The 16,658-nt window shown below is 69.8% G+C and carries 14 protein-coding genes, 3 pseudogenes and 1 riboswitch; of the genes and pseudogenes, 16 read left to right on the plus strand and 1 reads right to left on the minus strand.

Features of this window, described 5'->3' with window-relative positions; genetic code table 11:
* Positions 1-214: 214 nt before the first annotated feature.
* Complete coding sequence (locus IE206_RS28630) at positions 215-1,426, plus strand: arylsulfotransferase family protein (protein ID WP_189967074.1); 1,212 nt, start codon at positions 215-217, stop codon at positions 1,424-1,426.
* Between the two features lie 51 nt (positions 1,427-1,477).
* On the opposite strand, the pseudogene IE206_RS42635 reads toward IE206_RS28630, so the two are convergent.
* A pseudogene (locus tag IE206_RS42635) lies at positions 1,478-1,709 on the minus strand (hypothetical protein); the annotation flags it as partial.
* A gap of 623 nt (positions 1,710-2,332) precedes the next feature.
* Here IE206_RS42635 and IE206_RS43625 point away from each other — a divergent pair.
* The 15 genes and pseudogenes from IE206_RS43625 (at position 2,333) to IE206_RS28695 (ending at position 16,629) form a co-directional block, all read left to right on the plus strand.
* Positions 2,333-2,443 carry a putative leader peptide gene (locus tag IE206_RS43625; RefSeq protein WP_373300994.1) on the plus strand — a complete coding sequence of 37 codons (111 nt, stop codon included), beginning with the start codon at positions 2,333-2,335 and terminating at the stop codon, positions 2,441-2,443.
* A gap of 132 nt (positions 2,444-2,575) precedes the next feature.
* Positions 2,576-3,439 (plus strand): glutathione S-transferase C-terminal domain-containing protein, encoded by an 864-nt coding sequence (locus IE206_RS28635; RefSeq protein ID WP_189967076.1) that lies wholly within the window; start codon positions 2,576-2,578, stop codon positions 3,437-3,439.
* Positions 3,440-3,504: 65 nt separating this feature from the next.
* Positions 3,505-3,613, plus strand: a riboswitch (SAM riboswitch).
* Between the two features lie 324 nt (positions 3,614-3,937).
* Positions 3,938-4,918, plus strand: a complete 981-nt coding sequence (locus tag IE206_RS28640; RefSeq protein WP_189967077.1) for an amino acid ABC transporter permease — start codon at positions 3,938-3,940, stop codon at positions 4,916-4,918.
* Complete coding sequence (locus IE206_RS28645; RefSeq protein ID WP_189967079.1) at positions 4,915-5,712, plus strand: amino acid ABC transporter ATP-binding protein; 798 nt, start codon at positions 4,915-4,917, stop codon at positions 5,710-5,712. The genes IE206_RS28640 and IE206_RS28645 overlap by 4 nt, the downstream gene beginning before the upstream one ends.
* A 61-nt stretch (positions 5,713-5,773) precedes the next feature.
* Entirely contained in the window at positions 5,774-6,802 is a 1,029-nt protein-coding gene (locus IE206_RS28650; protein ID WP_189967081.1) for an ABC transporter substrate-binding protein, read from the plus strand.
* Between the two features lie 86 nt (positions 6,803-6,888).
* Positions 6,889-7,614 (plus strand): GNAT family N-acetyltransferase, encoded by a 726-nt coding sequence (locus tag IE206_RS28655; protein WP_189967083.1) that lies wholly within the window; start codon positions 6,889-6,891, stop codon positions 7,612-7,614.
* Positions 7,615-7,673: 59 nt separating this feature from the next.
* Positions 7,674-7,760: a putative leader peptide gene (locus tag IE206_RS43630; protein WP_318658124.1), complete on the plus strand. Its 87-nt coding sequence runs from the start codon at positions 7,674-7,676 to the stop codon at positions 7,758-7,760.
* Positions 7,761-7,837: 77 nt separating this feature from the next.
* Entirely contained in the window at positions 7,838-9,046 is a 1,209-nt protein-coding gene (locus IE206_RS28660; RefSeq protein ID WP_189967085.1) for an LLM class flavin-dependent oxidoreductase, read from the plus strand.
* A 21-nt stretch (positions 9,047-9,067) separates the two neighbouring features.
* Positions 9,068-10,441 carry an NtaA/DmoA family FMN-dependent monooxygenase gene (locus IE206_RS28665; RefSeq protein ID WP_189967087.1) on the plus strand — a complete coding sequence of 458 codons (1,374 nt, stop codon included), beginning with the start codon at positions 9,068-9,070 and terminating at the stop codon, positions 10,439-10,441.
* Entirely contained in the window at positions 10,438-11,529 is a 1,092-nt protein-coding gene (locus IE206_RS28670; protein WP_189967089.1) for an LLM class flavin-dependent oxidoreductase, read from the plus strand. The genes IE206_RS28665 and IE206_RS28670 overlap by 4 nt, the downstream gene beginning before the upstream one ends.
* Positions 11,522-12,667, plus strand: coding sequence for an LLM class flavin-dependent oxidoreductase (locus IE206_RS28675; protein ID WP_189967091.1), 1,146 nt, complete (start codon positions 11,522-11,524; stop codon positions 12,665-12,667). Before IE206_RS28670 ends, IE206_RS28675 begins: the two co-directional genes overlap by 8 nt.
* Positions 12,668-12,931: 264 nt before the next feature.
* Complete coding sequence (gene ssuE, locus IE206_RS28680; protein WP_189967093.1) at positions 12,932-13,486, plus strand: NADPH-dependent FMN reductase; 555 nt, start codon at positions 12,932-12,934, stop codon at positions 13,484-13,486.
* 4 nt (positions 13,487-13,490) lie between these two features.
* Positions 13,491-13,631 (plus strand): annotated as a pseudogene (locus IE206_RS28685) (SfnB family sulfur acquisition oxidoreductase); the annotation flags it as partial.
* A gap of 44 nt (positions 13,632-13,675) precedes the next feature.
* Positions 13,676-14,872 (plus strand): annotated as a pseudogene (locus IE206_RS28690) (LLM class flavin-dependent oxidoreductase).
* A 533-nt stretch (positions 14,873-15,405) separates the two neighbouring features.
* Entirely contained in the window at positions 15,406-16,629 is a 1,224-nt protein-coding gene (locus IE206_RS28695) for an acyl-CoA dehydrogenase family protein (protein ID WP_189967094.1), read from the plus strand.
* Positions 16,630-16,658: the final 29 nt, after the last annotated feature.

Consider the following 16,658-nt stretch of genomic DNA (forward strand, 5'->3'; position numbering starts at 1 on the left):
AGAGCCCTTGCCTTCTCCAGGGCATTTGTTTCCCGCCGCTGACCGCCTCTGCGGGTTGCGCGCGGACTTCTGTATGAGTTGAAGCGCCTGCCTGTGCGCCTCGGCGCGTTCTTGCAGGTGCGATCCCTCGCTGCGTACGCCCAGCTGGCGTGCGCCTTCCCCGCATGTCCAGAGCCGAGTGGTTCGGCTTCGGGCTGCCAGATAAGGAACCCTGATGCACAACAACAAGCTGTCCGCACGTGCCCTGGCTGTGACGGCGACTGCGGTGGCGGCGGGCCTGCTGCCCGTGCCGGGCGCTGCCGCGGCCCCCGGCAGCGCGCCGCTGCCGCCGGTCGCCGTCGTGGCAGATGAGGCCGGGACCGGCAGCGGGGACATCTTCTTGTCCCCGAACTCTGCCACCAGCCAGTACTCCAGCGGCGTGGAGATCTTGAGCCATGACGGCAAGCGCGTGGTCTGGTCGCACAAGGTGCCCGCCGGGCAGGAAGCCGCCGACTTCCGCGCCCAGACCTACCAGGGCAAGCGAGTGCTGACCTGGTGGCAGGGCACCGGCCTGGGCGGTCTCGCCACCGGCACGGACGTCGTCTACAACGAGCGCCATCAGAAGATTGCCGAGGTGAAGGCCGGGAACGGCTACACCGCCGACGGCCACGAGTTCCTGATCACCCCTCACGGTACGGCTCTGATCCTGGCCTACAAGCTGGCCACGGCCGACCTCACCTCCCTGGGCGGCTCCGCGCACCAGAAAGTCATCGACGGTGTTGCGCAGGAGATCGACATCCGTACCGGCCAGGTGCTGTTCCAGTGGAGTGCCGCCGACCACGTCCCCTACGCGCAGAGCGAGCAGCCGCTCCCGTCCTCCCCGAACAGTCCGTGGGACTGGTTCCACATCAACGCCGTCAAGCTCGACACCGACAACAACCTGCTCATCGATGCCCGCAACACCTGGACCACCTACAAGGTCGACCACCGCGCCGGCAAGGTCCTGTGGCAGCTCGGCGGGAAGGCCAGCACCTTCAAGGAGCAGACCGTGCCGGGCCAGTACCTGAACACCGCCGGGCGGATCTTCTCCTGGCAGCACGACCCCGAGCCGCTGGGCGGGGGCCTGTACCGGTGGTTCGACAACGAGTCCGCCGGTGCCGCCAACACTGGTACGGGGGCCGTGGAGGAGCTGCCGTTCAGCCGCGTCGTCACCGTCCGCCTGGACGAACACACCCACACCGCGACCCTGGTCAGTTCCATCAACCAGCCGGATTACCTCAGCGCTTCCTCGCAGGGCAACGCGCAGCTCCTCCCGGGCGGCAACACCTTCGTTGGGTGGGGCTCGCTGCCGTATGTCTCGGAGTTCAGCCCGTCCGGCAAGCCGCTGTTCAAGGCGCAGTTCCCCACCGGCGTGAACACCTACCGCGCCTACCGCTCCGCCTGGTGAAGACCGGCCTGGACCGGCTCGCCCGTCTCACCGGGGAAGTCCCGCATGCCGACCGGCGACGCGGACGGAGGCGAGGAAGACCCGGTGCACCCGCCGGTGGTCGCCTTCGATGCCGTTCGCGAACTGGCGCAGGACGTCGCGCCGTTCGCCGACAAGCTGGTCGCCGCACAGCCGGTTCGCCCACCCGGTCCGGCGGGACGTGCCGGTCGGAAACCTCGGTCCGGTGGAGCCCGGCCGCCGTCTTGGGCATTTTCTCCGCGAACGCTTCGGGTTCTTCGGCCCGCGCAGTCGGTGGATGGGGCGGACACCGTCGGGGCCGGCAGCCGTGGCTGCGACGGCGCCAAACTGCGCCCTCGCTGGCTGCCCACAGTTGGCCACCCCAACACCGAAGCCACCCGAAACCCATAGGTCATCGAGCTACAGCACGGTTCACCACCACGCTCTGACAACAATCCCGCCGGCTGTTTGATACGGCAGCTCCTGGGACTGAGCTTGTCTTTGCTCACGGCCTGGTCTGTGGCGATGTTCGCCACCGGCCGCCTCAACGTTCCTGCAGTGCGAGGGGTCTTCGCGGGCGAGAGCCCGCGAACCCTTTTGTCTGGGCCTTCTGCGGTGAGCATGCTGCTCGTCGGCACGTCACCCACGCCGACTCGTCCGACGCCGGATTCACCGCGCAGCGCATCACACAATGTCCTCGGGCGTCCTGACCCGGCCGAGGAAATGCGGTGCAGGTTCCTCACAGGAGACCGTCGCCGCGTCCCGAGGTTGCAGTGGAAAACGTGTGATGACTGTGTCGAGCGGGGCCGCCGTCCATCGGGGCGTCCGCGATGCGGGACGGCCCTCTTGACGACGATGTCGGTCGGATCGACACTCACTGAGGGAATCCTAGTGAACAGGTAGGGAAAAATGAGGCGCTTGGAGTCGGTCACCGCACGCGTGAGCCGTTCGCCTCTTCTGACCTCCCGCCGTCACATCGATCTGCTGCGTGTCTGCAGCGCGATCAACTCCCAGGGCTGAGCCGCGCCCATCCCGTGTCGGCGGCGCCCCGCGAGCAGGGCTCACGCGTCAGATGCGCACGGATGAGTCCCGATCCCTCACTCGACGTCGCTTCCGCCGCGCGTACGTCCGCGCCCGCTCCCGGGGAGAGTCATGACCGTCACACCGCTGGCCGCCCACGCCTCCGACCGACCCGCGCCCGTTTTCCGGGGCCGGATCGGCCGGGACGCGCGCAGCGGCCACTACGCCGTTCCGGGCCGATACCGCCTCCATCTGTCGACCGCCTGTCCCGGCGGCCTGCGCATCGCCGTCACCCACAGCCTGCTCGGCCTGGACACCGTCTGTCCGGCCACCTTCCTGCCCGCCGTCCCCGACTGCCCCGAAGGCGGCCACTCCGTCCTGCGGCCGCTGTACGAGGCCAGCGCCCACCGGTATGCCGGTCCGGCTGTCGCTCCGGTACTCAGCGACGACTGGTTCGGGCGGATCGTCAGCACCCATGCCCCGGACATCATGCGCGACCTCGACCGCCGGTTCGGTGGTGACCATGTCTCGCTCTACCCGTGCGGCGCGGAGTCGGAGATCGAGGCGGTCGAGCGGATGTGCGCGCAGGGCATCGAACGGGCCGCGCAGCGCGCCGGATCGGCCGGTGGCGAGCCGGTGGAACGTGACCTGGCACTGAGCACGCTGCTCGAAACACTCGGCGCGCTGGAGCGCTGGCTCGTCGGGCGCGCGTACCTGATCCGCGACGAAATCACCGCCGCCGACGTCGAGTTGTGGGTCGCCCTGGTCCAGCTCGACACCGTCCACCGCAACCACCTCGACGCCTCCGCGATCCAACGCATCGCCGACCACCCGACCCTGTGGGCCCACGCCCGCCGGCTCGCCGCCCACCCAGCCTTCGGCGGCCACCTCGACCTCGACGGCATCGAACGCCGCCACCACGCCCGCTGTCATGGCCTGGAGGCCGCCGGAGCAGCCGTCCAGATCCTGGACTGGGCAGCACACGCGGCCCGTTAGCCGTTCCACCTGCTGGACCGGCGTTGACATTCGTTCGGGCAATTGTCTTAACTACGGCCCAGAACGGTCATGAGTGTCAGCGACAAGCCCTGGCTTGCTGACCGGCAACCCTCGCGCCGCGGTGGGGTGCCCCAGGTGACGACCGGACCGAAGACGTTTCGGTAAGCGCGAGGCCCACAGGGCCGGAACAGTGATGGTGACGCCATGTACGCAGCTCCCAGGACGGCCACGCGCCGCCCCCAGGGCTGCGTACAGCCGTACCCGAACCCTCTCGTCGCCGATCGCGCCGTCGATCTGCTCCGCGTGAACAGCGCACTGTGTACCGCACCGGGCTGTGCCCGCTGTCGGGGCTGACACTTCCCCGCAGCCCCCGCAATCCCTGACGAACACCGCCCGCCGCGGTGTGCCGTTGTCCTCCCCACCCCGGTGCCTCGCTGTCGTGTGCGCCACCGCATGCCGCCGCGCTTCCGGGGTGTTCCCATCGAGCCGGAGCCCACCATGAGTGAACCCCCTGGTGCCACCGTCACCCTCCCCGAGGCGCCGACCTCCGACGAACCGTCAAAAACCCTCACCGCCCAGCACGTTCTGCCGCTTCGGCGGCCAGGACGCTGGATCGCCACGGCGGTCGTGCTGGTCCTGGTCGCCCAGTTCGTGCACGGACTGGTCTCCAACCCCTTCTACCAGTGGGACCGCTGGGGCTACTGGTTCCTGCGCCCCACCATCCTCGACGGCCTGCTCACCACCCTCCAAGTCGCTGCCTACAGTGCGGTGTTGGGCCTCCTCGGCGGCATCGTGCTCGCCCTGGCCCGGCTGTCGAAGAGCCCCGTGCTGCGCGCGGTCAGCTGGACCTATGTGTGGGCGCTGCGCTCCATCCCGCTCATCGTGGTGCTGATCTTCCTCTACAACTTCAGTGCCCTGTACAAGACGTTGAGCGTCGGCATTCCCTTCGGCCCGGCCTTCTTCTCCTTCGACGAGTCGAAACTCGCCACCGACATGGTCGTCGCCGTCATCGGCCTCAGCCTCAACGAGGCCGCCTACGCCGCGGAAGTGGTTCGCGGCGGCATCCTCTCCGTCGACCAGGGCCAGCACGAAGCGGCCGCCTCGCTCGGCCTGCCGAAGGGCTACCAGTTCCGGAAGATCGTCTTCCCGCAGGCGCTGCGCTCGATCATCCCGAACTACGTCAACCAGCTCATCGGCCTGATCAAAGGCACCTCGCTGGTCTTCTACGTCTCTCTGCTCGACCTGTTCGGTTCCGCGCAGACCATGGGCTCGACCTACCCCGGCGACATCGTGCCGCTGCTGCTGGTCGTCACCGTCTGGTACCTGATCCTGACCAGCGTCGTCTCCGTCGTCCAGTTCTACGTCGAGCGGTACTACGCCCGCGGTGCCACCCGCAGCCTGCCGCCGACGCCGTTGCAGAAGCTCCGCGCCGGTCTCACCGACCTGCGGGCCCGCATCCGCCGGGAGGCCGCCGTATGACCACCGAGACGCTCGAAGCCCCGGCGGACGCCGAGGCCGCCACCGTCGAGGTCCACGATGTGCACAAGTGGTACGGGACCCACCGGGTGCTGGACGGTGTCGACCTGACCGTCCGCCCCGGCGAGGTCACCGTCATCCTCGGCCCGTCCGGCTCCGGAAAGTCCACCCTGCTGCGGGTCATCAACCACCTGGAGAAGCCGGAGATCGGCCATGTCAGCATCAACGGCGAGCTGATCGGGGTGAAGCGGCAGGGCGAGAGGCTCAAGGAGCTGAGCGAGCGGGCGATCCTCACCCAGCGCGGGCGGATCGGCTTCGTCTTCCAGAACTTCAACCTCTTCCCGCACCTGACCGTGTTGGACAACGTGGCCGCCGCCCCCGTCGCCACCGGCCGGCTCGGCAAGACCAAGGCCCAGGAGCTGGCCCGCGAACTGCTCGGCCGGGTCGGCCTCGGCGACAAGACCGGCGCCTACCCGCGCCAGCTCTCCGGCGGCCAGCAGCAGCGCGTCGCCATCGCCCGCGCCCTCGCCCTGCGCCCCGGCGTCATCGTCTTCGACGAGCCCACCTCCGCCCTCGACCCCGAACTGGTCGGTGAAGTCCTCGCCGTCATCAAGGACCTGGCGACCAGCGGCACCACCCTTCTCATCGTCACCCACGAGATCGGCTTCGCCCGCGAGATCGCCGACCGGGTCGTCTTCATCGACGGCGGAAAGATCATCGAGCAGGGCCCGCCCTCCGAGGTCCTCGACAAGCCCCGGCACGAGCGGACCAGGGACTTCCTGAGCAAGGTCCTCTGACCCGCCACACCCCTCGACTTCCCCGCGCCACCCTCATCACCTTCAGCGACAAGGAACGGCCATGGCCACCCACTTCACCCGACGCAGCCTTATACGCGGCATCACCGCGGCGACCGCCGTCGCCTCCCTGGCCACCGGGCTCGCCGCCTGCGGTGGCAACAGCGACGCGGCCACCTCCACCGACAACGCCGCCAAGACCGGCGAGGTCGTCATCGGCCAGGTCTCCAACGGCGCCGCCCAGCAGACCTCCATCAAGATCTCCGAGGTCAAGTCCATCAGCGCCGAACTGCCCGCCGCCGTCAAGAAGAGCGGCAAGCTGGAGATCGGCATCGGCGCTCTGCCGGCCGGCTTCCCGCCGCTGGCCTACGTGGGCAGCGACCAGAAGACCCTCACCGGCGCGGAACCCGACTTCGGCCGCCTGGTCGCCGCGGTCCTCGGCCTCCAGCCCGAGGTGAAGAACTCCACCTGGGAGAACCTCTTCGTCGGCATCGACAGCGGCAAGGCCGACGTGGCCTTCTCCAACGTCACCGACACCGAGGAACGCAAGAAGAAGTACGAGTTCGCCTCCTACCGGCAGGACAACCTCGCCTTCGTGGTGCCGAAGAAGAGCACCTGGAACTTCGACGGCAACTACGAGAACCTCGCCGGCAAGACCGTCTCCGTCAGCTCCGGCACCAACCAGGAAAAGATCCTCCTGGAGTGGAAGGCGAAGCTGGCCAAGGAAGGCAAGAAGCTCACCGTCAAGTACTTCCAGGACAGCAACAGCGTCTACCTCGCCCTGTCCAGCGGCAAGATCGACGCGTACCTCGGCCCCAACCCCGGCATCGCCTACCACAACCGCCAGGTCGCGAACACGCCCAACGCCACCCGCACCGCGGGCACCTACTCCGGCGCCGGCGCGAGCCTGCAGGGCCTGATCGCGGCCACCGCGAAGAAGGACAGCGGCCTGGCCAAGCCGCTCGCCGAGGCCATCAACTACTTGATCAAGAACGGTCAGTACGCCGAGTGGCTCAAGGCCTACAACCTCTCCAACGAGGCCGTCGCCAAGTCCGAAGTCAACCCGCCCGGACTGTCCCTCGACAACTCCTGACCATCGCGTGAGCGGACTCCACCGCCGCCTCGCGGTGGAGTCCCCGCGCGCCGGCCCCCCGAGCGCACCCCGGAGACTGCCCCACCATGTCCGTGACCAGCATCGACGCCAGCTCCTCGCACATCCTGGACAACCCCGCCTGGGCCGCGCTCACCGGCCCCCACGCCCACTTCGCCCAACGAATCGGCCACGCCGCCCGCTACCACCGGGACGTGGCACCCTTCCACGCCCTCTGCGACGAGGGCGACCCGCGTGCGTGGGCCGACCTCGCCGCACTCGTCGGCCCCGGCGGCACCGCCGCGGTGCGGGGCGTCACCGAGGCGGCGGCGGGCTGGGAGGTCGTGCGCACCGGGCACGGCGTCCAGCTCGTGGACACCGCCCTGCGCGCCGAGCCCGACCCCGAGGCCGTACGGCTCGGCCCCGACGACGTGCCCGAGATCCTCGACCTGGTCGCCCGCACCGAGCCGGGCCCCTATCTGCCCCGCACCCTCGAACTGGGCACCTACCTCGGTATCCGCCACCAGGGCCGGCTGATCACCCTGGCCGGCGAGCGGCTGCACCCGCCGGGCTGGACGGAGATCAGCGCCGTGTGCACCGACCCCGACCACCGCGGCCGGGGCCTGGCCACCCGTTTGGTCCGCGCGGTCGCCGCCGGCATCAGGGAACGCGGCGAACGCCCTTTCCTGCACGCCGCGGCCACCAACGTGAACGCGATCCGGCTGTACGAGTCGATCGGGTTCACCCTGCGCCGCCGCACCGTCTTCTCGCTCGTCCGGCACACCGGCGCCGCCGCTCTGGAAGAAACGGCATAGCCGTGCCGTTGTCCTTGTCGAAGGTGAGTGCTTGGCCCGCTCGGACGGAGGTGCGACACGTGACACGTGTACTGCGTGCCGTCCACCTCCACTCCCGGCCCCACATCGACCTCCAGCGCGTGGCCGGCTCCCTCTGTAGTTCCTGACCCCGTTTCCCCAGCCGCCGTGTGCCCCGACTCCCGCGGGCCGGCGATCTCGTACGGACCTCCAGGAAGGCACCCTCGTGTCCGCAACTCCCGCTTCCCTTCTGCACCTTGCCGTGGCTCTGGACGGCACCGGCTGGCATCCCGCCTCCTGGCGCGAGCAGGCCGCCCGCCCCCGGGACCTGTTCACCGCCGGCTACTGGGCCGACCTGGTCGCCGAGGCCGAACGCGGCCTGCTCGACTTCGTCACCCTCGAGGACGGACTCGTCCTGCAGTCGTCGCACTACAGTGAGCCGGACGGCCGTACCGATCAGGTCCGCGGACGCCTGGACGCCGTACTGATCGCGTCCCGTATCGCACCCTTGACCCGGCACATCGGACTGGTGCCGACCGTGATCGCCACCCACACGGAGCCGTTCCACATCTCCAAGGCGATCGCCACCCTCGACTACGTCAGCACCGGCCGGGCCGGCCTGCGCGTGCAGATCTCGCCCCGGCCGCACGAGGCCGCGCACTTCGGCCGCCGCACTTTTCCACCGCTCAGCCTGGAGGGCATCCAGAGTCCGGCCGGGCAGGAACTGCTCACCGACCGCTTCGACGAGGCCGCCGACTACGTCGAGGTCGTGCGCCGGCTCTGGGACAGCTGGGAGGACGACGCGGAGATCCGGGACGTGGCCACCGGCCGCTTCATCGACCGCGACAAGCTGCACTACATCGACTTCGAGGGCAGCCACTTCAGTGTGAAGGGCCCGTCCATCACCCCGCGCCCGCCCCAGGGCCAGCCGCTCGTCACCGTCCTGGCCCACCAGACGATCCCGTACCAGCTGGTGGCCCGTCAGGCCGACGTCGGCTACGTCACCCCGCGCGACGCCGGCCAGGCCCGCGCGATCGTCGCCGAGATCCGCGCCGAACAGGAGGCGGCCGGGCGCGCCGGTGAACTCGTGCACGTCTTCGGTGACTTGGTGGTCTTCCTCGACGACGACCAAGCCGCCGCCGAGGACCGCCGAGCACGTCTCGACGCCCTCGCGGGGGAGCCGTACACCAGCGACGCCGGCATCTTCGCCGGTACGCCCGCCCAACTCGCCGACTTGCTGCAGGAGTTGGTCGAGGAGGGGCTGAGCGGCTTCCGGTTGCGGCCCGCCGTCGCCGGACACGACCTGCCCGCCATCACCCGGGGCCTGGTGCCCGAACTCCAGCGTCGCGGCGCCTTCCGCACCGCCTACGAGGCCGACACCCTGCGCGGCCTGCTGGGCCTCGCCCGCCCCGTCAACCGCTACGCCACCGCCTGAGCCGGAAGGACCGTACCGACAATGAGCAAGCCGCTGAAGCAGATCCATCTGGCCGCGCACTTCCCGGGCGTCAACAACACCACCGTGTGGAGCGATCCGAAGGCCGGCAGTCATATCGAGTTCAGCTCGTTCGTCCACTTCGCCCGGACCGCCGAACGGGCCAAGTTCGACTTCCTGTTCCTCGCCGAGGGGCTCAGGCTCCGCGAACAGGGCGGCAGGATCTACGACTTGGACGTCGTCGGCCGCCCCGACACCTTCACCGTCCTCGCCGCGCTCGCCGCCGTCACCAAACACCTCGGACTCACCGGCACCATCAACTCCACTTTCAACGAGCCCTACGAGGTGGCACGCCAGTTCGCCAGCCTCGACCACCTCTCCGGCGGCCGCTCCGCCTGGAACGTCGTCACCTCCTGGGACGCCTTCACCGGCGAGAACTTCCGCCGCGGCGGCTTCCTCCCGCAGGACGAGCGCTACTCCCGCGCCAAGGAGTTCCTGGCCACCGCGAACGAACTCTTCGACTCCTGGCACGGCGACGAGATCGTCGCCGACCAGGCGGCGGGAGTCTTCCTGCGGGACGCGAAGGCCGGCTCCTTCGTGCACACGGGGCAGCACTTCGACATCCACGGCCAGTTCAACGTCCCGCGCTCTCCGCAGGGCCGCCCGGTCATCTTCCAGGCCGGCGACTCCGAGGAGGGCCGCGAGTTCGCCGCCTCCGACGCCGACGCCATTTTCAGCCGGTACGCCACCCTCAAGGAGGGCCGGGCCTTCTATACGGACGTCAAGAACCGCCTCGCCAAGTACGGCCGCCGCCATGACCAGTTGCTGATCCTGCCCGCCGCGACCTTCGTCCTCGCCGACACCGACGCGGAGGCCGAGGAACTAGCCAAGGAGGTGCGCCGCCAGCAGGTCAGCGGGGCCACCGCCATCAAGCACCTGGAGTTCGTCTGGAACCGCGACCTGTCCTCCTACGATCCCGAGGGCCCGTTGCCCGGCGTCGACCCGGACGTCAGCGGCGACCACATCTCCAAGGGCCGCGCGCAGGTGCGCATGTACCGCGACCCGCTGGCCACCGCCCGCGAGTGGCGTGAGCTGGCCGCCGCGAACAACTGGTCCATCCGGGACCTGGTCATCAACACCGGCAACCGCCAGAACTTCGTCGGCTCCCCGGCCACCGTCGCCAGGACCATCAACGACTACGTGCAGGCCGACGCCAGTGACGGCTTCATCCTCGTCCCGCACATCACCCCGAGCGGTCTTGACGTCTTCGCCGACAAGGTCGTCCCGCTGCTCCAGGAACAGGGCGTCTTCCGCACTGAGTACGAGGGCTCGACCCTCCGCCACCACCTGGGCCTCGCCCACCCGGACGAGGCGTCGAACGAGCGGGTGGCGTCGTGAAGTTCCTCGCGATCACCCTGATCGTGCACCGGCCGGACCCGGTCACCGGGGTGCGGAAGTCGACCCACGAGCGCTTCCGGGAAGTCCTCGACAACGCGGTGCTGGCCGAGGATCTGGGCTTCGACGGCTTCGGGGTGGGGGAGCGGCACGAGCGGCCGTTCATCTCGTCCTCCCCCACCGTCGTACTGAGCCATGTGGCCGCCCTGACCAGGCGGATCAGACTGTTCACCGCCGTGACGACCCTCAGCCTCCTCGACCCGGTCCGCGCGTACGAGGACTACGCGACCCTCGACCACCTCTCCGAGGGCCGCCTCGACCTGATCATCGGCAAGGGCAACGGCGCCGCCCAGCGCGACCTCTTCCACGTCACGCCCGAGGACCAGTGGGACCGCAGTGCCGAGAGCTACGAGGTGTTCCGGCAGATCTGGCGGCAGGACAAGGTCACCGCGGCGACCCGCTTCCGCCCGCCGCTGACGGAGGCCGAGGTGTGGCCGCGGCCGTATCAGCAGCCCGTCCGGGTCTGGCACGGCAGCGCGACCAGCAAGGAGTCCGTCGATCTCGCGGCCCGCTACGGCGACCCGCTGTTCTCCGCGAACGTCACCAACCCCATAGAGCCGTATGCCGAGTTGATCCGTCACTACCGTGAGCGCTGGGAGTTCTACGGCCACGATCCGCAGCAGATCGCCGTCGGAGCGGGCACGGCGGGCATTCAGGTGGCCCCCACCACCCAGGAGGCCCTCGCCGCGTACCGGCCGATCTTCGAGTCCAACCTGGCGTTCTTGAAGAAGGCCGGTCTGCCGGTCGTATTCGAGACCCTGGAGGACTTTGTCGAACGCAGCTCCGCTCTGATCGGCAGCCCGCAGCAGGTCATCGACAAGGTGCACCGCTACTACGAGCAGTTCGGCCACACGGTGGTGCACGTGCATGCCGACGCGAGCGGGCTGACGGAGTCCCAGCACCGGGCCTCGCTCGAGCTGTTCCAGTCCGAGGTCGCCCCCATGCTGCGTCGGGAGATCCCGGATCCGCCGTTCGCCTGGGGCCCCGTGCTTCCGGCATCACCGCTCACTGAGGAGTCCGCCCGTGTCTGACATCTCCCTCGGCGTCCTCGACCTGCTCCCGATCTCCTCAGGCTCGACGGCAGCCGATGCCCTGCGCAACTCCATCGACCTCGCCCAGCAGGCCGAGCGCTTCGGGTATGCCCGCTACTGGTTCGCGGAGCATCACCTCAATCCCGGCGTGGCCGGAACCTCGCCCGCCGTCGTCCTGGCGCTGACCGCCTCCGCCACCTCCACCATCCGGCTCGGCTCCGGGGCCGTGCAGCTCGGGCACCGCACGGCGCTGTCCACCGTGGAGGAGTTCGGCCTGCTCGACACACTGCACCCGGGCCGCTTCGATCTGGGCCTGGGCCGCTCGGGCGGCCGCCCGCCGGGACAGCCGGCCGCACCCTTGCCGACGGCGACCCCGGTCGTCGATGGCCGCACCCCGAACGGCCTGCTGATCCCACCCCGCTTCTCCTTCGAGCATCTGCTCGGATCACCCCGCATCGCACTGCAACGCAGGCTGCTCCTGCTGCCGGGCGCCGAGTCACAGGACTACGCCGAGCAGATCCACGACATCCTCGCCCTGCTGGCCGGCACCTACCGCTCGCCGGAGGGCGTCGAAGCGCACGTCGTGCCGGGTGAGGGCGCCGATGTGGAGGTGTGGATCCTGGGCAGCAGCGGTGGTCAGAGCGCCGAGGTGGCGGGCGGCAACGGTCTGCGGTTCGCGGCGAACTATCACGTCAGCCCGGCCACGGTTCTGGAGGCGGTGGAGGGCTACCGGTCCCTCTTCCAGCCTTCCGAGTTCCTCGACAAGCCGTACGTCAGCGTCTCGGCGGACGTCGTCGTCGCCGAGGACGACGAGGCGGCCCGTGAACTCGCCACCGGCTACGGCCCGTGGGTGCGCAGCATCCGTACTGCGGAGGGCGCCATCGAGTTCCCGACGCCGAAGGAAGCGCGCGCCCACGCATGGACCGACGAGGACCGGGCCCTCGTCCAGGACCGCCTCGACACCCAGTTCGTCGGCTCGCCTGGCCGGGTCGCCGACCAGTTGGAACAACTGCAGGAGGCCACGGGTGCGGACGAGTTGCTCATCACGACGATCACTCACGACCACACGGACCGGGTCCGCTCGTACGAACTGCTCGCGGAAGAATGGCGCCGACGGGGGCACTCCTTCCAGCAGTGAAGGCCCGCGCCGCTGACGACTCCCTGGAGATCGGCAACCAGATCTTCACAGTGACCGGCGCCCGCGCCACCCGCCGCATCCGAGGGCCTGCCACTTCTGGCGCAACGTCCGCCCCCACACCCTCCACGACCCTGTCGCCCACAAGCGGCGAGAGGTCGGGCGGTGGGTCATCGAGGGCGAACTGCCCGAACCCATCTGGTACTCCTGCCCACCCTCAGAGCGCCTCCCCGGCGGAGGCGCCCCCTTCTCCCCGAAAGAGGACCCATGGCCACCGTCCTGTCCGTCTCCGGCAGCCCTTCCACCTCCTCCCGCACCAACCGCCTGCTGCGCCACCTGGACCGGCGACTGACCGCCCAGGGGCACGACGTCGTTGCGCTCGACGTTCGTACCATCCCCGCAGAGGCCCTGCTCGGCGCGGACTTCCGGCATCCGGCGATCGTCGAGGCCACCGAGCTCTTCGCGAGCGCCGACGGCGTCGTCGTAGGAACACCCGTCTACAAAGCGTCGTACTCCGGAGTCCTCAAGGCGCTCCTCGACCTGCTCCCGCAGTACGCACTCACCGGAAAGACGGTCCTTCCGCTCGCCACCGGCGGCTCCACCGCGCATGTCCTGGCCATCGACTACGCCCTGCGTCCGGTCCTCAACTCCATGGGTGCCGCGCACATCGTGCAGGGCTGGTTCACCCTCGACAAGGACATCACCGCCCACGACGACGGCTCGGTCACTGTCGCACCGGCCGCCGGCGAGGCCCTCACCCAGGTCGTCGACCAGTTCTCGCTGGCGCTCGGCGGCACCCCGCGCCTGGCTGCGGCGAGCTGAAGCCATGACCGCACACGTCATCACCGACGACGCCGAGGCCGTCGCTGTCGCGTCCGCCCTGGCCGACGAGTTCCGGGCGGGTGCCTCGGCGCGCGAAGCCGAACGCCGGCTTCCCCGCGAGGAGCTGGACCGGCTCTCGACCTCGGCGCCGACGAACGTCCCCTGACGCACCCCTGATCGGAGCCCCGAGTGTCCCTCACCTTCCACTGGTTCCTGCCGACCAACGGAGACAGCCGCCACGTCGGCGGCGGCCACGGCACCCCCCCGCCACCGAGTCCGGGCGCGACCGGCAACCGACGGTCGCCTACCTCAGCCAGATCGCCCGCGCCGCCGAGGACCTGGGCTTCGTCGGCGCACTCACGCCGACGGGAGCCTGGTGCGAGGACGCGTGGCTGACCACCGCGACGGTCAGCCAGAACACCGAGCGCCTGAAGTTCCTTGTCGCCTTCCGGCCCGGTTTCGCCTCACGGACACTCGCCGCGCAGATGGCTCCACCTTCCAGCGACAGAGCGGCGGACCGCTCCTGCTCAACGTCGTCACACCGGCGGCGAGAGCCACGAGCAGCGGGCCTACGGCGACTTCCTCGACAAGGACGCCCGCTACCGCCGTACCGGCGAATTCCTCGAGATCGTAAGAGGGTTGTGGGTGGGCAAGACCCGTCGACCTGCGCGGTGAGCACCTCCATGTCGAGGACACGAAGCTCGCACGGGTGCCCGACCCCGTCCCCGAGGTGTACTTCGGGGCTCCTCGCCGATCGCCGGAGAAGTCGCCGCCAAGCATGTCGACGTCTACCTCACCTGGGGAGAGCCGCCCGCCGCCGTCGTGGAGAAGATCGCCTGGATCCGTGCGTTGGCCGACAAGGAGGGTCGTCGCGTCCGCTTCGGCATCCGCCTGTGTGTCGTCACCCGCGACACGTCCGAGCAGGCGTGGGCGGAGACGAATCGGCTCCTGGACGCCTTCGATCCGGAGGCGGTCAAGACCATCCAAGCGGGCCTGGCCCGCAGCGAGTCCGAGGGTCGGCAGCGGATGCTCGCCCTGCACGGCAGTGGCAGCCTCCCCCACTCTCGACTTCGCTCGAGCGGGGGGACCCCCACCCGCCTGGAGATCCACCCCAACCTGTGGGCGGGCATCGGCCTGGTGCGCGGTGGCGCGGGCACCGCCCTGGTCGGGAGCCACGACGAGGTCGCCGATCGGATCAAGGAGCACCACGCTCTCGGCATCGACGAGTTCGTGCTCTCCGGCTATCCGCACCTGGAGGAGGCGTACTGGTTCGGCGAGGGAGTCCCGCCGAAGCTTCAGGCGCAGGGCCTGTGGCAGCACCCGTACGTACAGCAGGCCGCCCCCTCGGACCAAGTGCCCTTCGCCGGCCCCGGGGGCCCGCGATGACCACGTGAGCGCGGCGGAGGGAAGCGCCCATGTGATCGCTGATGACGCCGAGGCGGTCGTTGTCGCCGCCGAGTCGGCCGCAAGTTCGCCCGGGAGGCCGCCTGCAACGCCGAGCCACCACCCCAGGACCTTCCGCGACGTCGTCAACCTCGTCGTCCCGGAACCACGCAGCCGCAGCAGGCTTCCGGCCCCTTCCCACGGCGCCACGCTCCGCGAGCGCCTCCACGGCCCGGCCGGCAGCCCTCGGGGCCGGACGGCCACCCGGCCGCCTGCCATCGCGAACTCGCCATCCGGGAACGTGAATCAGCCGGAGCGCACTCTCATCCCTAGTATTCCTATCGAATTACTAGGGAACTGTTGACGGTGGTCGGAGAGGGGGGTGAGGATGACGAAGCCGACGCCTCACCGCGCACCGCTGCACTCCCGCGCTGCCTCGCCGGCTACCGCGCCGTCCCCGGTCCCCTGAAGGAAGACGCCATGACAACAGCACTGAGGTGCAGTGACAGCCGCAGTCGCATGAGGCGGGTCCGGACATGACGGTGACGGCGGACGAGGCGACCGACGCGGGAGCCGGTCAGGTCGACTGGCTGCACATAGCCCGTGAGGTGGCGGACGACCTGTCGACGGACGCGGTCGAGCGCGAACGGGCTGGCAAGGCACCGCTCGACGAGGTCGCACGGCTGCGCGAATCGGGGCTGCTGACATTGCTGGCACCGGTCGAGCAGGGGGGAGGGGGCGCGGACTGGCGCACGGTCTACGCGGTCATCCGGACCGTCGCCGCGGCCGACGGGGCCATCGGACACCTGCTGGGCCACCACTACTTCCTGTCCTTCAGCGCCCGCTTCTTCGCCGGCCCAGCACGTGCAGCCCGTGTCGAGCGCGAGTCGGCTGAGGGGCAGTGGTGCTGGGGAGGCGGTATTGCCTCACACGAACCGCCACTCATCCTGACTCCCACACCGAGCGGCTATCTGCTGAACGGCTACCAGAGGTACGCCACCGGCGTCGGGATCACCGACCGGCTGGTGGTCCGAGCCGCCAGGTACGGCACCGGTGAGCCGCTGGCCGTCCTCGTCGACCCCACCCACCCGGGTGTCGTAAGCGGCAGGAGCGGGGACACCTTCGGCCAGCGGCTGGCAGCCGGTGGCGCCGTGGAGTTCGACTCCGTGCCGGTCACGGCGGACGACGTGTTCGGCTCGCTCTCGCCGGACGAGGGCGTCCTGTCACCCTTCGCCTCTCTCGCTGTGCCGACCGCGCGGCTGGTCTCCGCCCAGTTCTGTCTCGGCATCGCCGAGGGACTGCTGGCCGAGGTCCACGAGCACGGAAGGGCCGTGCGGTCGGCCTGGCAGCCGTTCTCGTCCCAGCCCTGGCCGGGCAGCCCCCCGCAGGATCCGTACGTGCTGACCGTGTACGGCGAGCTTGCCGTCGTCGCACGTGCCGCGTCCGCTCTCGCCGACCAGGCGGTGTATGCCCTGCTGTGCGGCCTCGCGCAGGGCGAGGATCTCGACGACGAGGAGTGCGCGGAGACGGCCGTCCTCGCGAGCGTGGCCGAGGCCGCGGCCTCCCGCGCGGCGCAGGAGATCACCACCCGTGCCCTGGACGTCGTCGGTGTCGACGCAGCCTCCACGCGGCACGGCTTCGACCGCTTCTGGCGCAACGCCCGGACCCACGCCCTGCGCGAACCAGCCGCCCACAGACTGCGCGAGATCGGGGACTACTTCCTCAACGGTACGCACCCGTCCTTCACCCTTCCTGCCTGATGGCACAGCTGGTGACGGGCGGACACGGC

The organism is Streptomyces violascens, assembly GCF_014649955.1.
In the GTDB taxonomy this organism is placed as follows: domain Bacteria; phylum Actinomycetota; class Actinomycetes; order Streptomycetales; family Streptomycetaceae; genus Streptomyces; species Streptomyces violascens.